Genomic DNA, 19,094 nt, shown 5'->3' with positions numbered 1-19,094 from the left:
AGAGTGAAGTGCAGCGGAGGGAGTCCGACTCCTACGGGAATAGCGCGCAGGGTGAGACCCCACAAGAATGAGGAGGCTCAACGTAAGCCCCGTGGAAAGCGGACTCCCGCAGCGGAACGGAACGACCCACGTTGCATATGATCATTTGTCATTGGCTCTACACAAACAAGTAGGTGGATTCATCTCCACTGAATCATGAACCTCATAGCCCCTCCCCTATCACAGAGTGAAGTGTAGCGGAGGGAGTCCGACTCCTACGGGAATAGCGCGCAGGGTGAGACCCCGCAAGAATGAGGAGGCTCAACGCAAGCCCCGTGGAAAGCGGGCTCCCGCAGCGGAACGGAACGACCCACGTTGCATATGATCATTATTCAAAAACTCCTCCCATCCGCAGTGGAACAGATAACCGGCATAGAAAATCAGAACGCACAAAAAAAGACCCCGTATCAAAACGGGGTCTTTTCATCAAGAAGCTTTCTTCCCTTTCGTTTTCCCAACATCCTTCAAATAATACTGATCCGACGTAAAGAACTCTGTCGTGAGCCTTCTAACCTCTTTACTTAGCAGAAGCACAGCAATGATATTCGGCAACAGTACTGCGGCAAGCGCAAGGTCAAGGAACTGCCATATCGTCTGGGCCGCACCGACTGAACCGAGAATGATCCCAGCCACATACACGACCTTGAACGCCTGTCCGAATTTATGACCGAACAGGAATTCCGCCTGCTTCGCCCCATAAAAGACGATGACGATAATCGTGGAAAGGACGAAGAAAATCAAGGAAATCGTCACCAGGATCCCTCCAAAATCGCCAAAGTACTGTGTAAATGCCTGAGTCGTCAAAGCGGATGGATCATCCATGGCATTCTCACCCGTCCATACACCCGAAGAAATGACAACAAAAGCCGTGGCCGTACAGACGATCATTGTATCGATGACAATTCCGACAATCGACCATAATCCTTGTCGGACCGGATGATCCGTCTGAGCAGCAGCATGGGCAATCGGAGCTGTTCCGAGTCCTGCTTCATTGGAATAAAGTCCACGTGCAAATCCCCAACGGATCGTTTCTGCAATCGCTGCTCCAGCGAATCCGCCCATTGCTGACATAGGCTGGAATGCATTGGAGAAAATTAGTTGAAAGAATTCAGGTACGGCACCGAGGTTCATGAATAAAATCACAATGGCCCCACCGACGTAGAAAAGAGCCATGAATGGTACGAAGATTTCCGTTACCTTCCCGATCCGCTTGATTCCTCCAAATACGATGAGAAGGACGATTGCTGCAACGATGACACCCGTGATCCATCCGTCTACGTTAAATGTTTCCTGAACGGTTGAAGACACGGCATTTCCCTGGACCATGACGCTCGGAATCAGTTCAATCATCAGGGCAAAGGCAAACCAGATTCCCAGCCACTTCATGTTGAGTCCCTTTGTCATATAATACATGGGGCCTCCAACGAACTCACCTTGTTCATTCTTTTCTCTATACCTTACAGCGAGGACACTTTCCGAAAACTTCAGTGCCATTCCGATCATGGCAATAACCCACATCCAGAAGACCGCACCGGGGCCTCCAAACATGATTGCCGCCGGGACACCGACGATATTGGCTGCACCAATGGTAGAGGACAGGGCCGATGTCAGGGCCTGAAGGGGCGTGACCGTCCCTTCGCCTTTTGGTTTTTTAAATACACTACCGATCGTTTGCTTGAATATGTAGAGCGGGTACCGGAACTGGATGAAGCCTAAAAGGAACGTCAAATACAACCCTGTTAGTCCCAATATGGCTATGAGGGGCGGCCCCCATAGCCACTCCGATATCTTACCTACCCAATCCAGAAAACCTTCCATTCTTATCTCTCCTTTAACGTCAGCCGCAAAAAAAGTGGTATGACTGTTATGTATAGCGCGGCTTCCTAGTGATGGAACTTTTCCCTGAATTGAACAAGGTAAACATGATATGCAGTCAATCTGGTCTTCTTACTTTTTATCCGTTCGCAAATACTCCGGAATAAATAGGCCGCCTCCCAAGAAGAGAATGACCGAAATGACGCGAATGACATCGTAATACTCACTGCCTTTGAAGAATGACACATTGATCACCAACCCAATTGCCCCGATCAATACAAGGATGAAGCCGATCCATCTTTTGAACATGTAACTCCCGCCTTTTCTGTTTTAGATGCCTATGTTCAACCATATAAAAATGGAAGATATTCTTAAAATGAGTTTATCATAGGCTAAAGATTACTTGGTTACTTTTTCCTTTTTTTGTATTTCAAACAGCAAACATAAAAACCGCAAGCACCGGGCTTGCGGTCTACATTCTTATTATTCCTGCGTCACTCTCGGCAACACCAGTACTTCCACACGACGATTTTTCCCGCGACCCTCTGCTGTCGCGTTATCGGCAATGGGTTCGAACTCCCCGAATCCTTTGGCGCTGAACCACTCTGGTTCGAGATTCGGATTATCCAGAAGGATCTTCATGAAATTCACGGCGCGCATGACGCTTAACTCCCAGTTGGAATCATAGTTGGCCGTGCGGATCGGTACGTTATCTGTGTGCCCACTGATGATGATATTCCGGGGAGGATTCATGACCAGCAAGGAGGAAAGCTCTTTTGCCACATCTTGATCATTCCTCTCCACTTCAGCAGAACCTGAAGAAAAGAGGACGTTATCCCTGATCGTCAGTAGCAGGCCTTCATCCGTCAGTTTCGTGACAAACTGGAGCTGCAGATTATTGGACTTGATGTACTGGTTGATCTTTTCCTGTACTTCACGCAGTTCTTCCTGATCTTGAAGAAAGGATTGTTTCTTGATATCTTCTTTGTCCACTGTCTTTTCTTCTTCCTTCTTGTCAGCAGCAGCTCCCTGCTTTTCCTTCTGATCGCTTGAATCCTGAGGGGCGACAGGACTTGGGTAATCCATCATCCCTGTGCCGCCCTTGAAGATTTCACTGAACACCTGGGATAATTCCTGGAATTTCTGTGCATCCACCGAACTCGAGGCATAGAGAACGATGAAAAGCGCCACAAGCAGGGTCAGAAGATCAGAGTAAGGCAGCAGCCAGGATTCGTCGATATGATCATCTTCCCGCTTCTTCTTACGCCGTCTCATCTTCTTCCTCCTTCATCAGGTTATACCGGTCCTTTGCAGGGAGATAGGAAGCCAGTTTCTGCTCGATGATCCGCGGTGACTCCCCTTCGATGATCGAAAGGATTCCTTCCACTGTCATCATTTTCAATTGGGATTCACGTTTCGATTTGCGCTTCAGTTTATTGGCGAACGGATGCCAAAGCACGTAACCCGTAAAGATCCCGAGGAGGGTCGCCACGAATGCGGCTGAGATTGCATGCCCCAATTCTTCCGTATTGTCCATATGACTGAGTGCGGCAATCAAGCCGATGACCGCTCCTAGAACCCCGAGGGTAGGAGCATATGTGCCTGCTTGTGAGAAAATCTGTGCACCCGCGCTATGACGCTCTTCCATGGCATCGATCTCTTCGTGAAGGACATCCCTTATGTAATCCCCCGTCTGACCGTCTATGGCAAGGGAAAGACCGTCTCTTAAGAACCGGTCATCGAGTTCCTGGATCCTTGCTTCCAATGCAAGCAGGCCTTCCTTCCTGGCAAGGTCCGCCATCTCGGAGAAAAAGGCGATGATTTCTTTCGGGTCCTGGGTGTTCTGTTCTTTAAAGAGGATCCCGAACAGCTTTGGTACTTTCTTGATTTCATACGTGGGAAAGGCTATGACCACGGAAGCCACGGTCCCCAACAGGATGATAAGGATGGCCGCAGGGTTGATGAGTGCCATGAGGCTTACCCCTTTGAAGACCATTCCGACTCCGATTGCAACCAATCCAAGTATGACACCTATAAATGACGTTTTATCCATCTGATCGCTCCACCTTATTCAACATAGTCTACTCCTAATATCGGACCCGTTTTACTTTTTTTGAGTAGGAATCCACTTCTATTCATTTCTTGGCTGAGCGGAAGCGTTCTATGATAAACTAAGAGCAATGAATCAACAAAGGATGTGTCACCTTGAAACGTCGAATCATTACGATCCTGGCCATCATGATCCTTGTCGCCATCGCGGCAAACTGGATGGTCACTACCCAATACTCAGAACTGGCAGGAAGGGAACGTGCCCTGCTCATCGTTGGCGGCGCCCTGCTATCCGGCGTCATCTCCCTTTTCCTGTTCCGTCCTGACGAACCGCGGAAATAAACAAAAAAGCATGAAGGAAAGGGTCCCGTTCCCTTTCCTTCATGCTTTTTCTCAGCCCATCAGCTTATCTTCAATGGAGCGCTGGTAGTCCTTGAATACAGATGAATTCGTCTTCACCCGTTTTTTCGACAGCATGGCATTGTACTTGAGTACTTTCTCATTCAGTTCCCTATGGAGAGACTTGGCTTCTACATCGTCCTCACATGTGCGGATCAGATCCTCGATCCTCATCATCTCCTGCTTCAGTCCCGCCTCTTCCGTTGAGTACCCGGCATTCTTCATCATCCGATGGGCCATCTTCAACTCTTCGGGAATTCCGGCATCATCATTCAGATCCATCGGTTTCCCGAAACCCGGAAGCTCATTAAACTCCCCTTCTTCATAAGCCTTCCTGATCCGTTGCTCTGACATCAACGTTGAAAAATCCATTCCCATCCCTCCTTACTACCAGTATAGTCCAAATCCCCCTGAAGACTCATCCTCCATGCGACGATTCCTTGACATATTTACTTCCCTCCAAGTAAAAACTATCCTCATCCATCCATAAGGAGTGAAGAATATGTCACGCGGAAAAGCATTCGAATCAAAGAAAAAAGGCCATCCCGGTAACTTCCCGAATGGCGGGGAAGAAAAACCCCATTCTGAAAAACCGGCAGGCGATGAAGAATATATCGTGACGCAGGAAGCGTTCAAGAACAGGGTAGATCAGGATGAACATCGTCTCTAATCATGAAGAAAGGGTTCCGGATCCGGAACCCTTTTCTCTTATGAATGCGTTTTTTCGACCTCTTCCACACCGGCGAGATCAAGACCGGGACCGAAGAATTCATAGTGGATCTTTGCTACAGGCACTCCGAGATGTTTCAACCTCTCAATGACAGCCTTCATGAATGGTACAGGACCGCAGACATAATAGTCTGCCCCATCCTCCTCCACGTGCTCTTCCGATAGAGTCAGGGTCCCATATACAAAGGAACACTTCGCGTCGTGGTGACCTCTGATCATACTTTCCACTTCTGCTTTAAAAGGAAGGACCGCTTCATTCCGTGATGCATGGATGAAAGAAACCGGTCGGGATGGCTGAGTCCTGAAGGCTGTTTCAAGCATGCTCATCATCGGAGTGATCCCGACTCCGCCGCTAATCAACACAAGAGGGGTGGTCTCTGGATTCAAGACGAAATCCCCTGCCGGTGCGCTTACTTCCAGTACACCCCCTACCTTTAGATGATCATGAAGATAGGCAGAGACCGTTCCTTTCCCTTCCCTTTTCACTGAAATCCGGAAAAAGTTCGGATGGTGAGTACTTGAAAGGCTGTATTGGCGAATATGGGAATAGGTTTCTCCCGGGATGTTCAAACGGACGGATATATACTGCCCGGCTTCATATTCCGGTACATCTCCTCCATCCTCAGGTTCAAGATAGAACGACGTGATCACATCGCTTTCCTTCACCTTCTTAGACACGATGAAGGATTTGAAATCAGCAAATCCCGCTTTTTGATTCCGGGCCTGCTCGTATAATTCCTTCTCCACTCCTATGAATGCATCGGCTATGCTTCCGTATGCATCCGCCCAGGCAGCGATGATGTCGTCCGTTGCAGCTTCACCAAGCACCTCTTTGATGGCCCGCAACAGATGTTCTCCTACAATCGGATAATGTTCGGCCCTGACGCCTAAGCTTCTATGTTTGTGCCCGATCTGCTTGACGACGGGGAGGATGGTGTGAAGCTGATCGATGTTCTGTGCAGCTGCGTAGACGGCGTTTGCCAGTGCCGTTTGCTGACGCCCCTGTTTTTGATTGGAATGATTGAAGATATGGAGAAGTTCAGGGTGATCGGTAAACAGATTTTTATAAAATACAGTGGTGATATCAATTCCTTTGGCTTCCAAGACCGATGCCGTAGATTTAACGATTTCGATTGTTTTTTGAGATAACATATCCTTCACCTCTAAAGATATATTTTTAATACATCTTTATAATATGCCTGCACCCTCTCAAAAACAATATATAAAATACTTCTTTAACAAAACATTCACATTTAGACATGCAGGCTTTCCCTTTTGTATAATGAAGAACAAGGGAACGGAAGGGTGAGAGAGATGAGACTAACTTTATATACAGATTACTCACTGCGCATGCTGATTTTTTTAGCATCTAAACCATCGGATGAACTCTCGAATATCAAGGAAATCGCAGATGCCTACAACATTTCGAAGAATCACCTCATGAAGGTGACTTACGAGCTTGGGAAGATGGGCGTCATCGAGACGATCCGAGGACGGAATGGCGGGATCAAGCTCGCCCAGTCCCCACAGGATATCAATATCGGAACCATCGTCAGGAAGACAGAAGAGGACTTCCACTTGGTGGAGTGCTTCGATGCTGCCAACAACTCCTGTATCATCACGCCTGTATGCGGGCTTAAGCATGTACTGGGAAAGGCGCTGAATGCCTATCTCTCAGTCCTAGATGAATATACACTGAATGACCTGGTCCGAAATCCGCTGGACTATCGCTTCCTCTTCCAAGAGAAGAACGAACCCGACCGGTCAAAATGAAAGAAGAGCCTTCCCGTGTCACGTCAGGGAAGGCTCTTCTTTCATCATGAAATACTTCTCTTAAGCTTTTTAACTATCCTGCACTCCTTTTACACATACTATATTTAGGCGAAACATTTGCAAACCGGGACAGCACTGATAAAATAAGAATGTAAGTGAACATTCTGAAAAAAAGGGGATACATACACATGTCAAATTTCAACCAAAATCTCGACAAATACGCCAGTCTTGCCGTTGAAGTCGGGGTCAATATCCAAAAAGATCAGACTCTTGTCATCAATACGTCTATTGATGCAGCTGAATTCGTCCGTGTCATCGTCAAGAAGGCATACGAAAAAGGCGCGAAGCATGTATACGTGGAATGGGGCGATGACGTCGTTGCCCGTACCAAGTATGAGCTTGCACCAGATGAAGCATTCAAGGAATTCCCATTCTGGCGTGCCAGTCAGGTGGAAGGTCTTGCAGAAGGCGGAGCTGCCTTCATGAGCGTCGTTTCATCCAGTCCTGACCTGTTGAAGGGCGTGGACCCAGAGCGCATCTCCAACTTCCAGCGCGCTGCCGGTGAAGCAATGTCTAAATACCGTCAGTACATCCAGTCCGACAAAGTCAGCTGGTGCGTACTCGCAGCACCTTCTAAAGAGTGGGCTGCCAAAGTATTCCCTGACGCGCCAGAAGATGAGCAGGTAGACCTGCTCTGGAATGCGATCTTCAAGGCGGTTCGTGCCGATCAGGCAGACCCCGTACAAGCCTGGAAGGATCACGATGCCAACCTTCATGAGAAAGTTGAATACCTTAATGGCAAGAACTATCAAAAGCTTCACTACACAGCTCCGGGTACCGATTTGACCATCGAGCTTCCTAAAGGTCATCTTTGGGTCGGCGCCGGCAGTGTGAATGAAGAAGGACATACGTTCATGGCCAACATGCCGACGGAAGAAGTGTTCACCGTTCCACTAAAGACAGGGGTAAACGGCACAGTGGCAAGCACGAAGCCATTGAGCTACGGAGGAAATGTCATCGATAAGTTCTCCGTCACCTTTGAAAACGGTCGGATCGTCGATGTGAAAGCTGAAGAAGGTGAAGACATCCTGAAGCGTCTTGTAGACACGGATGAAGGTTCACACTACCTTGGGGAAGTCGCACTGGTTCCTCACCAATCACCGATTTCACAGTCCAATGTATTATTCTACAATACCTTGTTCGATGAGAACGCGTCCAATCACCTTGCCATCGGCAGCGCTTATGCATTCTGTATCGAAGGCGGCAAGAAAATGAGCAAAGAAGAGCTTGAAAAGAATGGATTGAACAACAGCATCACCCACGTCGACTTCATGATCGGATCTGATAAAATGAATATCGACGGAATCAAAGAGGACGGTTCCTCTGAACCGGTCTTCCGCAACGGCGGATGGGCGTTCTGATATGTTTTCCTTAAGCCTGTGCATCTCTCTGATGCACAGGCTTTTTTATGAAAAATATGAACATAATGGAAATCGTTATGGTATTATAAAACCGATTGTTCAACAAAGGAGGATTCATTTATGTTCAAACGGGTTTCTCTTATGACCCTCACACTTGTAACGGCAGTCGGATGTATCTTGGTCGCTGCTTTGCACCCAACAGGCCCCAATACGGTTTCCTATGATGAGCCAATTGGTGTATGGCTGTCGATTGGCATGACAGTCTTGCTGTTCATCCCGCTACTTGTACTCTCATTCTTTAGCAACCGGATCGTGCGGATTATCTCATCGATCATCCAGATCCCTGTGGTCATCTCGTTTCTAGGGATCATACCCATCTCCTTCTTTTTCTCCAAAAGCACCGGAATGGGCCTTCTTGCCCTCTTCGGGATGATCGTCAGCATCGCGAGTATCGTTGTTACGCTGAGGTCCGGTCGATCAAGGGAAATAGCTTCCTAGTTCAACGTAGAAATGAGCACACGTACTGAGTGAACACCTCAGATTCTTCAATATCGGGAAAATGAGCGCTTTTCGACAGGATGGTCAATGTACTATGCTGCAAGCGGTCGTGAATGAGGCTGGCTACAGGAATTCCAGTGTTGCGGTCAAAGGTCCCGACCAATATGAGGGCAGAATGGGGGATGTCCGATAAGCGTTCTTCAAGCGACGGACGGGAACTGTCATCCTCCAATGCTCTCATCATGAGACCGGTGTTGACAAGGTCGCTTTCCTCCCACCACTTCCGATTCATCGCAGCGAGCGATGGATCCTGGAAGAGGAGCTTGTCCACCATTGCTGTATCGGCATGATTCCAAAGAACTTGATATGCCTCGTCGATTGTGGCACCAGAACCGATCCCTGTTGCTCCCACCGATGCAAATCCTGCTATCTGTACGAGCTTCTGAAGTGGTGATTGGATCATGCTAGGCGCAGAAAGAACAAGCCTATTCACGGTATGAGGAAGCGTATTGGCAATCTCCAATGCAAGCTCTGCACCGAAAGAATAACCGAGCAGATCGACCTTTTCCCATCCGAACAATCGATGAAATTCTTTAAAATCCGCCACAAGATGGGAAATCTTATAGGCTCCATCATCCTCAGGTTTATCCGTCCTTCCACAGCCCCTTTGCTCATAATAAATAATCGTACGCTCCATTGCGATCATAGACCCTGCCGTCCGTTCAAACACATAGTGATTTCCTCCAGGACCTCCATGGATTACGACGACTGGCGTTGTCCCCCTTTCAATCCCCTCCACCTTCACCCAATGGGATATCCCATTGATTGTTACCTGGTATTCTCCGTTCTCTTTAAACATCCGCCATCCTCCTGCCTTGTGACTTCGTGGTACCGGCATTCCTCATTTTCTCCCATATTGTACCATCCCCTTGATTGAACGGGTACGCCCGTTTTTCTTCTATGAGAAGTCCCTCTTCTTCATAACGCTTGGTCAGGGCCACGGCAGCCATGAGGGCGCCCGCAACCTGAGCATAGCTTCCGAATGTGATGACGGGTAGGCCTTTCTCTTCGTCCCCTTTGATGATAAGGACCTCCCCGATTCCTTCTATGATACATCCGAGGGCCTGAATCGTATTGCCCGAGATAAGCAGTTCGATATAGGGACCTTCCAATAATGTCGCTCCGTATGCTTCAAGTCCTGCCCCCACCGCCTGGATCACGTCACCCTTCACATCCAGCATGAGACCCGCTTCCTCCTCACCGGCGAACTGCAACTCTGCTGCCACCACGTTAGCCGCGTTCCCTCCACCTTGAATCCAGTCCCCGGCAATCCGTATCCGTTCCCCTTCCGTACCATCGAATACACGTAACGATGCGGTGCCTTGTATCCCATTCCCTGCTGCCTCGAAGCCGTTTCCTATGGAAACAAGCCGGAAGCCCCTTTGTTCCCCTTTAAGGATCGCCGTCTCCCCTACAGCCGCAATGACCGTCCCTGCGACCTGGACCCATGCTCCTGTCAAGATATTCACATAATGGTTCAAACGAGACGCCCCCTCCATGCTCCTTTGGTAGTATATTCACCCTTTTAAAAAACGACTTTGTACCATGGGGATCCTCAAAAATTGAATCTCTTTCCCTAGCTAATTCAAAAAAGAAAAAATATACAATCAATTCAAAAAATCAATCTTGTTTCTTTCTACGGTGCAGGCTATGATTATCTAGTTCACCCATCCACCTTCATGAGGGGAGGAATCATACATGAGAATCAGGGATTGGGATCGGAATTTAAAAGTGCGTTTATTCGGGGAAGCGGCGATCAACATCACGTTTTGGATGTTCTTCCCGTTTCTGACGATTTATTTTACAGAAGCATTCGGCAAGCAGACGGCCGGACTGCTCCTTGTGTTGTCACAGGTGTTCGCCGTAGGGGCCAACCTGATGGGCGGGTACTGCGCCGATCGATTCGGAAGGAAGCGGATGATGGTCATTTCGGCATTCGGTCAAGGGGCGGGTTTCCTTGTCTTCGGCCTCGCAAGCTCACCATGGCTCGATTCTGCTTTGATCGGATTCATCTGCTTCAGCCTCGTCGGGATTTTCGGTTCCTTTTATTGGCCCGCCAGCCAGGCAATGGTGGCCGATGTAGTGGAAGAGAAAGACCGGAGTCATGTTTTCGCCGTCTTTTATACCTCCATCAATATTGCGGTCGTCGTCGGACCGATACTTGGCGGGATCTTCTATGTGAACTACCGATTTGAACTCTTGCTTGCAGCAGGCTTGATATGCGTGATGCTCTCGATCCTACTGTCGAAAATGACAAGGGAAACGGCACCGCGGGATGTCACCAAGCTGAAGGTCACGGCAGGAAACAATCAAGCGTGGTACCATGCGATCACGAATCAATTCAAGGATTATGGAGTCATCATGAAGGATAGGACATTCCTGCTCTTCATCGTAGCCGGCATCCTCGTAGGACAGACCTTTATGCAGCTTGATCTGCTTCTGCCCGTCTATATCAAGGACGTCGTGGATAACGTGACACTCTTCTCGATTGGGGACTGGTCATTGACCCTTGTGGGAGAGCAGGTATTCGGTTTGATTCTTTCGGAAAATGGTCTCCTCGTCGCCCTGTTGACTGTTGTGGTCACGCGGTTCATTACGAGGTTTAAAGAACGGAATGTTTTCATTCTTTCATCCATCGTCTATGCAATCGCCATCTTTATCTTCGGTATGACGAGCTCGGTCTGGGTATTCATCTTCGCCATGGCCATCTTCACATTTGCCGAACTGATGACGGCCGGAATCCAGCAGACCTTTGTTTCTAAACTGGCACCTGAAGATATGAGGGGACAATATTTCGCCGCTGCGAGCCTCCGGTACACCATCGCCCGGACGATTGCCCCCTTATCCATCACCTTGAGCCTTTATATCGGGTATGATTGGACCTTCGCCATCCTATCCCTGCTTGCTCTCGGAAGCGGAGGCATCTTCTACCTCATGTTCAAACGGTTTGAGGATAAGCAGGAAGAAGTTAAAGCGCCCATAGAATAAATCTGAAGGGAATGGTCCTCTGTGATCATTCCTCTTTAGGTTATGTGAGCAGGCAATCCCCCTACACTTTCAGAAAATGCCGAATTCCATCCACCCCCTTTTTTCCTGAAAATATGAATGATAGAATAGGCAACTGTAATAACGAATCACGGCTCAAAAACCGAGCCGGTCCGAGATTCCAACCATACAACGAAAGGATGTTTTTTCAATGCATGTAGGAAGCAAAGGCTGGTACGTGGAAGAACTAAAAAAATCGGGCGTTCGACGCTACGAGGAACGTAAAGTCGAAGCCTATAAAAAACATGTTCTTGCAAATCTGCTTGAACGTTCAAAATAACAACCAACGGACGGAGCCAATAAAGCTCCGTCTTTTTTATGGAGCAGTCGTTCGAACCCTTTCAACGAGAACATGATATACTCTTGTATAGGGGAGCCTTTTCCCATCAAACCATGTTTCAAATAGCTGGTTTTGAGGAAACCTATTAGAATGGCAATCCATACCAAGAGGTGAACTTCATTGAGAGAGAAAAAAACGATGAACGAAACAAAAACGATCAAAACGGCCCATGTCCTCCCACCTGATACGAATCATCACGGGACGATGTTCGGCGGTAAATTAATGGCCTATATAGACGATGTGGCTTCCATAGCTGCCGCCAAGCATGCCAGGAAACCGGTCGTTACGGCATCAACCGATTCCGTCGACTTTCTTCAGCCAATCAAGGTCGGAGACGCCGTCACACTGGAAGCAATGGTCACCTATACCGGTAAGAGCTCCATGGAGATCTGCGTGAAGGTGACATCGGAAGAACTCCTTACAGGCAAGACGAACGTAGCAGCCATCTCCTTCCTCACCTTCGTCGCAATCGAAGGCGGTAAGCCTGCCATCATTCCTGAAGTCGTACCTGAGTCTGAAGAAGAAATCTGGCTCAACGAAACCGCACAGAACCGTGCAGAGCACCGGAAAGCACGTAAAATGCACAGCCAGGAGCTTGCCGAGTTCTTCAGAAAAGCATATTAAAAATAAAAGATGCCAGAATTCGGCATCTTTTTTTATTTTCCTCAAGAGTCCCCTTTAAAATCCCCTTCCCTTCTCCGATAATACTGTGGGACACATAGTCCGAGCACTAATACGATATGGAGGGACCATTCCTTGAAAAAAATCATCATGATTCTTCTTACCCTTGTGGTGATGTCCGGCTGTTCAGCCGCTACGAAAAACACCTCATCGCCAAAATCATACAGCGTTGGAATCCTTTTATCCGACAGCGGTCTCGGTGACGATTCATTCAACGACCTTGCCTTCACCGGCCTTGAACGTGCACGTGATGAACTCGGCATCATTTTCGATTATGCAGAGGCACCTGACGGCAATATGGAGGGCGCCCTGGAAGAGCTCATCAACCAGAAGCATGATCTGATCATCGGTCTCGGTTTCTCAGCCCAGGAATCGATTGAAGTCGAGGCGAAGAAGCACCCGAAGCAGGCGTTCCTGTTGATTGACGCCATTTCAGAGCTTGAAAACGTCACATCCGTCACGTTCAAAGAGCATGAGGGAAGCTTCCTGGTCGGGATGGTTGCAGCCATGACCAACAAGACAGGTACCATCAGTTTCATCGGGGGTGAAGATGCACCCGTGATCCATAAATTCCAGTCGGGATTCGAGCAGGGTGCACGCTACGCAAAATCTGATATCAACATCCTTACAGGTTACACGAACAGCTTCAATGATCTCAACGCTGGAGAAAAACTCGCAGGGGATCAAATAAAGAAGAAGAGCGATTTCATCTATGCAGCAGCTGGAATGTCGGGAATCGGCGCTTTAAAGACCGCACAGGCGAAAGGAATCTTATCAGCCGGGGTTGATGCCGATCAGTTCTTTATAGCTGAAAAATCCGTTGCTACATCCATGATGAAAAATGTCGATATCGCCATTTTCAGTTTTATCGACGATACGCTTAATGAAAAAAAGCAGGCATCGTCTGCGTACGAACTAGGTCTCAGTGAGAATGGTGTCGGCCTCGCTCAAATCAGGATCGTCAATCTTAAGCCAGATCAGATGAAGAAGCTGGATGAAGCAAAAGAAAAAATCATCTCAGGAGACATCGATGTTGAAGCTCCATAACCAACAGCTAAGGAGAGCCCATTATCATGAGAATTAAAAACCGTCTAACCATCATAGGTCTTATCCCTCTCATCTTATCCATGTTGATCATCGGATACATCGTATCCCAGTTGATCAATATGCATACCTCTGCGAAGGACGACGTTGACACACTCGTCCGGACAGAGCAATTAAAAGGGGATATGGTCGCCCTCCAGCAGACCTTGACCTATTACGCCTCCACTCCGTCTGAAGAAAATCGGCAAATCCTTGAGAATGCCATGAAGACGACGACATCCCGTGTGGATACGTTAAAGAAGAGAATGGTCACTACCGAACAGAAACGCTATATGAACACCCTGGAAATAAAATACACAGAGTTGAAAAACAAAACGGAAAAAGCAATCGAGGAGCGGAACCCGGCTGAAATCAGACGGCAATCCTCGAGGATATCAGGTCCTCTGAATGACCTCTACCTCCTAAACATCGAAACCAACGAGTGGTACGACGGCATACTTGAAGCCAACAAACAAAAAATCACGTTCACGATCTGGACAACCGTGATTGGTTTCGTCGTTGTCGTTATCGTTTCCGTTACAAGCTCTGCGATCCTCACGAGAAGGATCACCAAGCCGATCAACAACATGGTCCGGAATGCTCAGCGCATGGCCGAAGGGGATTTGACTGGAAACATCGGAGAAATCCAAGATAAAAAGAGTAAGTTCGAGGTCGATCAGCTTCAAACCGCCTTCCATCATATGATGTTGAACCTGAGGGAAACGGTGCAATCGGTGCAGGTAGCCGGGGACAATCTGGAATCTTTCACCCACGAGGTACGCTCCCAGATGACGAACCTTGCCGAAAGCGCCGGTCAAGTAGCCGTATCCACGGAAGAACTGGCAAAAGGCAGCCAGTCCATTTCAGAAGATATCCAATCGACCGCTTCCCTCATGGCAACCATGGGAGACGAATTCAGCAAGAATGTGAAGCAAAGCACCGCCTCTGCAGCTGATGGACGCTTGGCTCTTGCCTCAGTCGATCACGGTAGGACATCACTTCAGAAACAACAAGGGTACGCAAGGTCCATATCAGAATCATCCGATGTGATCCTGAAAGCTGTGGAATCATTCGCTACCTTCACGGCCAAGATTGAACAGGCATCCCACTCAGTCAGGGACATTGCAGAACAGACCAACCTCCTTGCCCTGAATGCTGCCATTGAAGCAGCAAGGGCCGGGGAAGCTGGCCGGGGCTTCTCCGTAGTGGCGGAAGAAGTCCGGAAGCTCGCGGAAGATTCAGCCGTCGCAACGGAAGGAATCAACCGCATGGTGGGCAATATCCAGAAAGGCGTAACCGGCATCATGGAAGCCTCCCGCAAAGGACAGGAGCTTTCCAATCAGCAGCTCACTTCCATGACAATCACTGAGGATGCCTTCCAGGAAATCTCCGTGAAGGTATCCGCCATCCATGAGAGCCTTGAAGTCCTTGAACATGATATGAACGCTTCCCATGAACGGACGGAGGAAGTCGCTTCTGCCATCGAAAACATATCGGCGATCACAGAAGAAACGGCTGCCGGTACAGAAGAGATCTCTTCCTCCACTGAAGAGCAACTACGGTACTTTGAACATATGACAAAACGCATCGAACAACTGAATGAAATGACGGAAGAAATGAAGAGAAAACTGGAACGATTCACTCTATGATTCTTTCATACCGGTATCCCCCTTTTATGGGGGATCTTTTTATTTTGCCCCGCCGAATCGACCGGTAAGGATGCCCCAAGTCTGAAAACCCTTTAAACTACCTGTTTTTCCCTCATCTTCCTCTCAAAAAATTGTTACAGAACGTTTAAATTTTCATAACGCAGGGAATTGGCCACAACGCCTCAACATACCCTGATAGGTAATTAAAATCCTCTTAGCAAAAGCTTTTCACCAAATGACAACCTCACCCCTTTTGTCATCCTTTGTAACAATTTGTCGGTGGTAAATATCTCCACCGACAAAACCCCCGAAAATCTCCTATACTGTATAGAAGGTTATACTGTGTAGAATTCTTATAGTTGGAGGAATACGACAATGCTATCAAACTCTGAAATCGGAATCGACTTAGGTACTGCAAATATACTAGTCTATAGTAAAAATAAAGGAATTATCCTGAATGAACCATCCGTGGTCGCCATCGACACAGAAACAAAATCTGTTCTGGCCGTCGGAGCTGAAGCGAAGAATATGATTGGGAAGACACCCGGTAAAATCGTAGCCGTACGTCCGTTGAAAGATGGCGTCATCGCAGACTTCGACGTCACTACTGAAATGCTGAAGCAAGTGATGAGAAAGGCCAGCAAAAAACTGGGCTTCTCCATCCGAAAACCAACCGTTGTCGTTTGTACCCCGTCTGGTGCAACATCCGTTGAACGCAGAGCGATCCAGGATGCCGTACGTGGCAGCGGAGCAAAATCCGTCACCCTCATTGAAGAGCCTGTAGCAGCTGCCATCGGAGCAGATCTTCCAGTAGGAGAACCCGTGGCAAACGTCATCGTCGATATCGGCGGGGGAACAACCGAAGTCGCCATCATCTCATACGGCGGCGTCGTTTCCTGCAACACGATCCGCATCGGTGGAGATCAGATGGATGAAGACATCATCCAATATGTACGCAAACGTTACAATCTCCTGATCGGTGAAAGAACAGCGGAACAAGTAAAGATCGAAGTCGGTCAAGCTCTCATCGAACACGATGAACGCACGATGGAAATCCGCGGACGTGACCTCGTCACTGGACTTCCAAAGACCATCGAACTTACGTCACTGCAAATCCAGGAAGCACTTAAAGAGTCTCTCTTACATATCCTTGAGACCATCCGTGCCACGCTTGAAAACTGCCCGCCTGAACTGAGCGGTGATATTGTCGATCGCGGTGTCATCCTGACTGGAGGAGGTTCCCTTCTCAACGGCCTTCAAGATTGGCTGAGCCATGAAATCGTCGTACCGGTCCACCTGGCACCGAACCCGCTTGAATCTGTAGCCATCGGAACAGGACGCTCCCTTACGGTCATTGACAAGCTTCAAAAAGTAAAATAATTATCCGCCTCCCTTGTTTCATATGGGGAGGCTTTTTTGTCTGTAATCTTAGGAGAGTTGGCTTTGGAAAACCAGTTAAATACAAAATCGTCCTAAATGAAGTGAGAGATGGAAGACCAGTCCGTTCCTTTGCGCTGCAGGGATTTACTTTCCGCGGGGAGCATGTCGAGCCTCCTCATTCCTGCGGGGTCTCGATCATCCCCCTTTTCCGCAGGAGTCAAATCCCTTCCGCTTCAATCCACTCAGTGGTATTGGACTTAGTGAGGTAACCGCTCATAAATAAGGTTAGGATTTCATAAAGAAAAGAACCCGAGTATGTGATGGCCCGTTTCGAATTATCCTATTACCCCTCCTGCGCACAAAGTGCAGCGAACGGAACGGTCTCAAATTCACCGCATACTCATTGGCATAACAGAATGTTGATTGCATGTTCCGAACCAGCACTCTCCCCCTCCTCCGCACAGAGTGCAGTGTAGCGGAGGCCTCCCGACTCCTATGGGAATAGCGGGCAAGGTGAGACCCTGCAGGCAGCGCCGAAGCGGCTCACCGCACGCCCCATGGAAAGCGGGTGGCCGCAGCGAAACGGAACGATCTCATTCCCCACCACACACTCATTAAAAAACAGGAAGCAAATCGCATTTTTAGGATCAGCTCATCGAACCAAAGCCCTCCATCATATAAAAAAACATATTTTTTACCCTAAACCCAACTTTTTCAAACATATAGTGATCCAAAACCAAAACTTTTTCGTTAGCTTAGTAGAACTTTGAGTTCAGCACCGTTATTTAGTATCCTTATGATAACTACGTCAAAGGTTAGGAGCGAGTTATGTCCCATGATCTAAAGGATATTGAATTGTACCACCGCGTCATTCATCAAAAAGATTCATCCGCACTGCGCGAGCTCTACAGACAATACGAAAAACTCATCTATTCCTTTTCATATAAAATGACAGGAAACCGTGAGCTTGCCGAAGAAGTCATACAAGAGGTCTTCATGAAACTCTGGAAAACCCACGCACACTATGAAGAATCCAAAGGGAAATTTTCATCTTGGTTACTCACTATGACCCGGAACACCTGTCTGGATGCCATCCGGAAAGGAAAGAAACACGACACCGTGGAATATATAGAAAAAGACACCCTCCAGGTCGACCATGAAACGCCTCATGACCTCCTGGAATGGAAGGAAAAAGGGGCCGCCATACGAGATTGCATCAGTGGACTAAAGGAAGATCAGCAAACGATGGTTCAGCTCTTCTACTTCAAGGGTAAGACGCAGCAGTCCATTTCCGAGGCTACCGACACACCGCTCGGAACGGTCAAAGGCAGGATCCGCCTTGCACTAAAACATCTGCATACTTGTCTGAAAGGGAAAGGAGGTCAATTCGAATGACTCAACATCAATGCGATCACATACTGGATTACTACAACGGTCATTTATCTGAACTTGAAAAAGCGGCGTTCGAGAAGCATCTTGCCTCCTGCTCAGAATGCCAGGAATTCTTGAAAGAACTTGAACAGATATCCGGCTATCTGCCCTACTCATCTGAGCCGGTCGAACCACCAACCGACCTTGAGGACAGAGTATTTGCCCGTATATTGAATGAATCTGAGGAAAAACAAGAACCGGCTGCCGCTCCACGTCAGAAGCGCAGACGGCCATGGATCTTCCCATCCATAGCTGCTGCACTGGCCCTGTCCATCATCGGCAACGCCTACCTCTTCACACAGCTTGAAGATCAAAAACGTGTGGTGGAGGAAGCCACAATCGATGAGGTGGTCGAGTACGCAGAGCTTGCCCCGGTCAGCGGGAAAGGTACGGGAACAGCGAGCATCATCAAGCAAGGAAAGCAAACCAGCATGGTTGTCCAGGCATCGGATCTTGCAAAACTCTCTGACAAGGAAGTGTACCAGGTTTGGCTCATCAAGGATGAAAAGCCCGAGCGTGCAGGAACTTTCGTCACCAGCGGTGATGGGAAAGGATCGGTCATCTTCAAATTTAATGAAGAATTCACGGAAAAAGATTGGGATCAAGTGGCCGTGTCTCTTGAACCTGACGCCAACAGTGAGCTGCCACAAGGAGAAATCGTCCTCGCAGCAGATATTTAACAATCAAAAGAAGAGCTCAGCG

At 48.2% G+C, this 19,094-nt stretch carries 21 protein-coding genes; 13 read left to right on the top strand and 8 right to left on the bottom strand.

The window, feature by feature from the left end; all coding sequences use genetic code 11:
* Positions 1-465 precede the first annotated feature (465 nt).
* From K6T23_RS03215 to motA, 4 genes are all read right to left on the bottom strand, one after another.
* A complete protein-coding gene (locus tag K6T23_RS03215) occupies positions 466-1,857 on the bottom strand; it encodes an alanine/glycine:cation symporter family protein (RefSeq protein ID WP_056533018.1) in 1,392 nt (463 codons plus the stop codon).
* A gap of 129 nt (positions 1,858-1,986) precedes the next feature.
* Positions 1,987-2,163, bottom strand: a complete 177-nt coding sequence (locus K6T23_RS03210) for a hypothetical protein (RefSeq protein WP_159645440.1) — start codon at positions 2,161-2,163, stop codon at positions 1,987-1,989.
* 174 nt (positions 2,164-2,337) lie between these two features.
* On the bottom strand, positions 2,338-3,129 hold the full coding sequence (motB, locus tag K6T23_RS03205) for a flagellar motor protein MotB (RefSeq protein WP_056533015.1): 792 nt from the start codon (positions 3,127-3,129) through the stop codon (positions 2,338-2,340).
* Positions 3,116-3,907 (bottom strand): flagellar motor stator protein MotA, encoded by a 792-nt coding sequence (gene motA / locus K6T23_RS03200; protein WP_056533013.1) that lies wholly within the window; start codon positions 3,905-3,907, stop codon positions 3,116-3,118. Before motA ends, motB begins: the two co-directional genes overlap by 14 nt.
* Before the next feature lie 152 nt (positions 3,908-4,059).
* Here motA and K6T23_RS03195 point away from each other — a divergent pair, with 152 nt between their 5' ends.
* Positions 4,060-4,245, top strand: a complete 186-nt coding sequence (locus K6T23_RS03195) for a hypothetical protein (protein ID WP_048012239.1) — start codon at positions 4,060-4,062, stop codon at positions 4,243-4,245.
* A gap of 51 nt (positions 4,246-4,296) precedes the next feature.
* Here K6T23_RS03195 and K6T23_RS03190 read toward each other — a convergent pair whose 3' ends face one another.
* On the bottom strand, positions 4,297-4,674 hold the full coding sequence (locus K6T23_RS03190; protein WP_056533010.1) for a DnaJ family domain-containing protein: 378 nt from the start codon (positions 4,672-4,674) through the stop codon (positions 4,297-4,299).
* 130 nt (positions 4,675-4,804) lie between these two features.
* Between K6T23_RS03190 and K6T23_RS03185 the strand changes: the two genes are divergently transcribed.
* Positions 4,805-4,972 carry a hypothetical protein gene (locus tag K6T23_RS03185; RefSeq protein ID WP_164468445.1) on the top strand — a complete coding sequence of 56 codons (168 nt, stop codon included), beginning with the start codon at positions 4,805-4,807 and terminating at the stop codon, positions 4,970-4,972.
* Positions 4,973-5,010: 38 nt separating this feature from the next.
* Here the strand turns inward: K6T23_RS03185 and hmpA are convergent, their stop codons facing one another.
* The gene (gene hmpA / locus K6T23_RS03180; RefSeq protein ID WP_238283571.1) at positions 5,011-6,183 is read right to left on the bottom strand and encodes an NO-inducible flavohemoprotein; all 1,173 of its coding nucleotides are present in this window, start codon (positions 6,181-6,183) and stop codon (positions 5,011-5,013) included.
* 162 nt (positions 6,184-6,345) lie between these two features.
* Between hmpA and K6T23_RS03175 the strand changes: the two genes are divergently transcribed.
* The 3 genes from K6T23_RS03175 to K6T23_RS03165 all read left to right on the top strand — a co-directional run bounded on the left by K6T23_RS03175 (position 6,346) and on the right by K6T23_RS03165 (position 8,723).
* Positions 6,346-6,804: an RrF2 family transcriptional regulator gene (locus K6T23_RS03175; RefSeq protein ID WP_079514771.1), complete on the top strand. Its 459-nt coding sequence runs from the start codon at positions 6,346-6,348 to the stop codon at positions 6,802-6,804.
* A 188-nt stretch (positions 6,805-6,992) separates the two neighbouring features.
* A complete protein-coding gene (locus K6T23_RS03170; RefSeq protein WP_238283570.1) occupies positions 6,993-8,225 on the top strand; it encodes an aminopeptidase in 1,233 nt (410 codons plus the stop codon).
* 120 nt (positions 8,226-8,345) lie between these two features.
* The gene (locus K6T23_RS03165; RefSeq protein ID WP_238283569.1) at positions 8,346-8,723 is read left to right on the top strand and encodes a hypothetical protein; all 378 of its coding nucleotides are present in this window, start codon (positions 8,346-8,348) and stop codon (positions 8,721-8,723) included.
* 1 nt (position 8,724) lies between these two features.
* Here K6T23_RS03165 and K6T23_RS03160 read toward each other — a convergent pair whose 3' ends face one another.
* Positions 8,725-9,582 (bottom strand): alpha/beta fold hydrolase, encoded by an 858-nt coding sequence (locus K6T23_RS03160; RefSeq protein ID WP_056532996.1) that lies wholly within the window; start codon positions 9,580-9,582, stop codon positions 8,725-8,727.
* Positions 9,575-10,264, bottom strand: a complete 690-nt coding sequence (locus tag K6T23_RS03155) for a DUF6944 family repetitive protein (RefSeq protein ID WP_238283568.1) — start codon at positions 10,262-10,264, stop codon at positions 9,575-9,577. Before K6T23_RS03155 ends, K6T23_RS03160 begins: the two co-directional genes overlap by 8 nt.
* Before the next feature lie 217 nt (positions 10,265-10,481).
* Between K6T23_RS03155 and K6T23_RS03150 the strand changes: the two genes are divergently transcribed.
* The 8 genes from K6T23_RS03150 to K6T23_RS03115 all read left to right on the top strand — a co-directional run bounded on the left by K6T23_RS03150 (position 10,482) and on the right by K6T23_RS03115 (position 19,072).
* Positions 10,482-11,771 carry an MDR family MFS transporter gene (locus K6T23_RS03150; protein ID WP_079514767.1) on the top strand — a complete coding sequence of 430 codons (1,290 nt, stop codon included), beginning with the start codon at positions 10,482-10,484 and terminating at the stop codon, positions 11,769-11,771.
* 208 nt (positions 11,772-11,979) lie between these two features.
* Positions 11,980-12,108, top strand: coding sequence for a DUF2639 domain-containing protein (locus K6T23_RS03145; protein ID WP_079514766.1), 129 nt, complete (start codon positions 11,980-11,982; stop codon positions 12,106-12,108).
* Positions 12,109-12,288: 180 nt separating this feature from the next.
* Positions 12,289-12,792 carry an acyl-CoA thioesterase gene (locus K6T23_RS03140; RefSeq protein WP_079514765.1) on the top strand — a complete coding sequence of 168 codons (504 nt, stop codon included), beginning with the start codon at positions 12,289-12,291 and terminating at the stop codon, positions 12,790-12,792.
* A 132-nt stretch (positions 12,793-12,924) separates the two neighbouring features.
* On the top strand, positions 12,925-13,896 hold the full coding sequence (locus K6T23_RS03135; protein WP_079514764.1) for a BMP family lipoprotein: 972 nt from the start codon (positions 12,925-12,927) through the stop codon (positions 13,894-13,896).
* A gap of 26 nt (positions 13,897-13,922) precedes the next feature.
* On the top strand, positions 13,923-15,581 hold the full coding sequence (locus K6T23_RS03130; protein ID WP_148986223.1) for a methyl-accepting chemotaxis protein: 1,659 nt from the start codon (positions 13,923-13,925) through the stop codon (positions 15,579-15,581).
* Positions 15,582-15,956: 375 nt separating this feature from the next.
* On the top strand, positions 15,957-16,961 hold the full coding sequence (mreBH, locus tag K6T23_RS03125) for a rod-share determining protein MreBH (protein WP_056532981.1): 1,005 nt from the start codon (positions 15,957-15,959) through the stop codon (positions 16,959-16,961).
* Between the two features lie 828 nt (positions 16,962-17,789).
* On the top strand, positions 17,790-18,356 hold the full coding sequence (locus K6T23_RS03120; RefSeq protein ID WP_079514762.1) for an RNA polymerase sigma factor: 567 nt from the start codon (positions 17,790-17,792) through the stop codon (positions 18,354-18,356).
* Entirely contained in the window at positions 18,353-19,072 is a 720-nt protein-coding gene (locus K6T23_RS03115; protein WP_056532974.1) for an anti-sigma factor, read from the top strand. The genes K6T23_RS03120 and K6T23_RS03115 overlap by 4 nt, the downstream gene beginning before the upstream one ends.
* The last annotated feature ends 22 nt before the right edge of the window (positions 19,073-19,094 follow it).

This window comes from Rossellomorea marisflavi (assembly GCF_022170785.1).
In the GTDB taxonomy this organism is placed as follows: Bacteria; Bacillota; Bacilli; order Bacillales; family Bacillaceae_B; genus Rossellomorea; species Rossellomorea marisflavi_B.
The sequence above is the reverse complement of the archived record's forward strand: the minus strand, read 5'-3'. Positions and strand labels throughout refer to the sequence as shown.

What these genes read in the sequence shown, in the direction of transcription:
- K6T23_RS03160 (WP_056532996.1), bottom strand. Translation starts at nt 9,582, where the DNA reads ATGTTTAAAGAGAACGGAGAATACCAGGTAACAATCAATGGGATATCC.
- K6T23_RS03115 (WP_056532974.1), top strand. Translation starts at nt 18,353, where the DNA reads ATGACTCAACATCAATGCGATCACATACTGGATTACTACAACGGTCAT.
- K6T23_RS03215 (WP_056533018.1), bottom strand. Translation starts at nt 1,857, where the DNA reads ATGGAAGGTTTTCTGGATTGGGTAGGTAAGATATCGGAGTGGCTATGG.
- motA (WP_056533013.1), bottom strand. Translation starts at nt 3,907, where the DNA reads ATGGATAAAACGTCATTTATAGGTGTCATACTTGGATTGGTTGCAATC.
- hmpA (WP_238283571.1), bottom strand. Translation starts at nt 6,183, where the DNA reads ATGTTATCTCAAAAAACAATCGAAATCGTTAAATCTACGGCATCGGTC.
- K6T23_RS03170 (WP_238283570.1), top strand. Translation starts at nt 6,993, where the DNA reads ATGTCAAATTTCAACCAAAATCTCGACAAATACGCCAGTCTTGCCGTT.
- K6T23_RS03130 (WP_148986223.1), top strand. Translation starts at nt 13,923, where the DNA reads ATGAGAATTAAAAACCGTCTAACCATCATAGGTCTTATCCCTCTCATC.
- K6T23_RS03190 (WP_056533010.1), bottom strand. Translation starts at nt 4,674, where the DNA reads ATGGATTTTTCAACGTTGATGTCAGAGCAACGGATCAGGAAGGCTTAT.
- mreBH (WP_056532981.1), top strand. Translation starts at nt 15,957, where the DNA reads ATGCTATCAAACTCTGAAATCGGAATCGACTTAGGTACTGCAAATATA.
- K6T23_RS03210 (WP_159645440.1), bottom strand. Translation starts at nt 2,163, where the DNA reads ATGTTCAAAAGATGGATCGGCTTCATCCTTGTATTGATCGGGGCAATT.
- K6T23_RS03165 (WP_238283569.1), top strand. Translation starts at nt 8,346, where the DNA reads ATGTTCAAACGGGTTTCTCTTATGACCCTCACACTTGTAACGGCAGTC.
- K6T23_RS03175 (WP_079514771.1), top strand. Translation starts at nt 6,346, where the DNA reads ATGAGACTAACTTTATATACAGATTACTCACTGCGCATGCTGATTTTT.
- motB (WP_056533015.1), bottom strand. Translation starts at nt 3,129, where the DNA reads ATGAGACGGCGTAAGAAGAAGCGGGAAGATGATCATATCGACGAATCC.
- K6T23_RS03185 (WP_164468445.1), top strand. Translation starts at nt 4,805, where the DNA reads ATGTCACGCGGAAAAGCATTCGAATCAAAGAAAAAAGGCCATCCCGGT.
- K6T23_RS03145 (WP_079514766.1), top strand. Translation starts at nt 11,980, where the DNA reads ATGCATGTAGGAAGCAAAGGCTGGTACGTGGAAGAACTAAAAAAATCG.
- K6T23_RS03150 (WP_079514767.1), top strand. Translation starts at nt 10,482, where the DNA reads ATGAGAATCAGGGATTGGGATCGGAATTTAAAAGTGCGTTTATTCGGG.
- K6T23_RS03120 (WP_079514762.1), top strand. Translation starts at nt 17,790, where the DNA reads ATGTCCCATGATCTAAAGGATATTGAATTGTACCACCGCGTCATTCAT.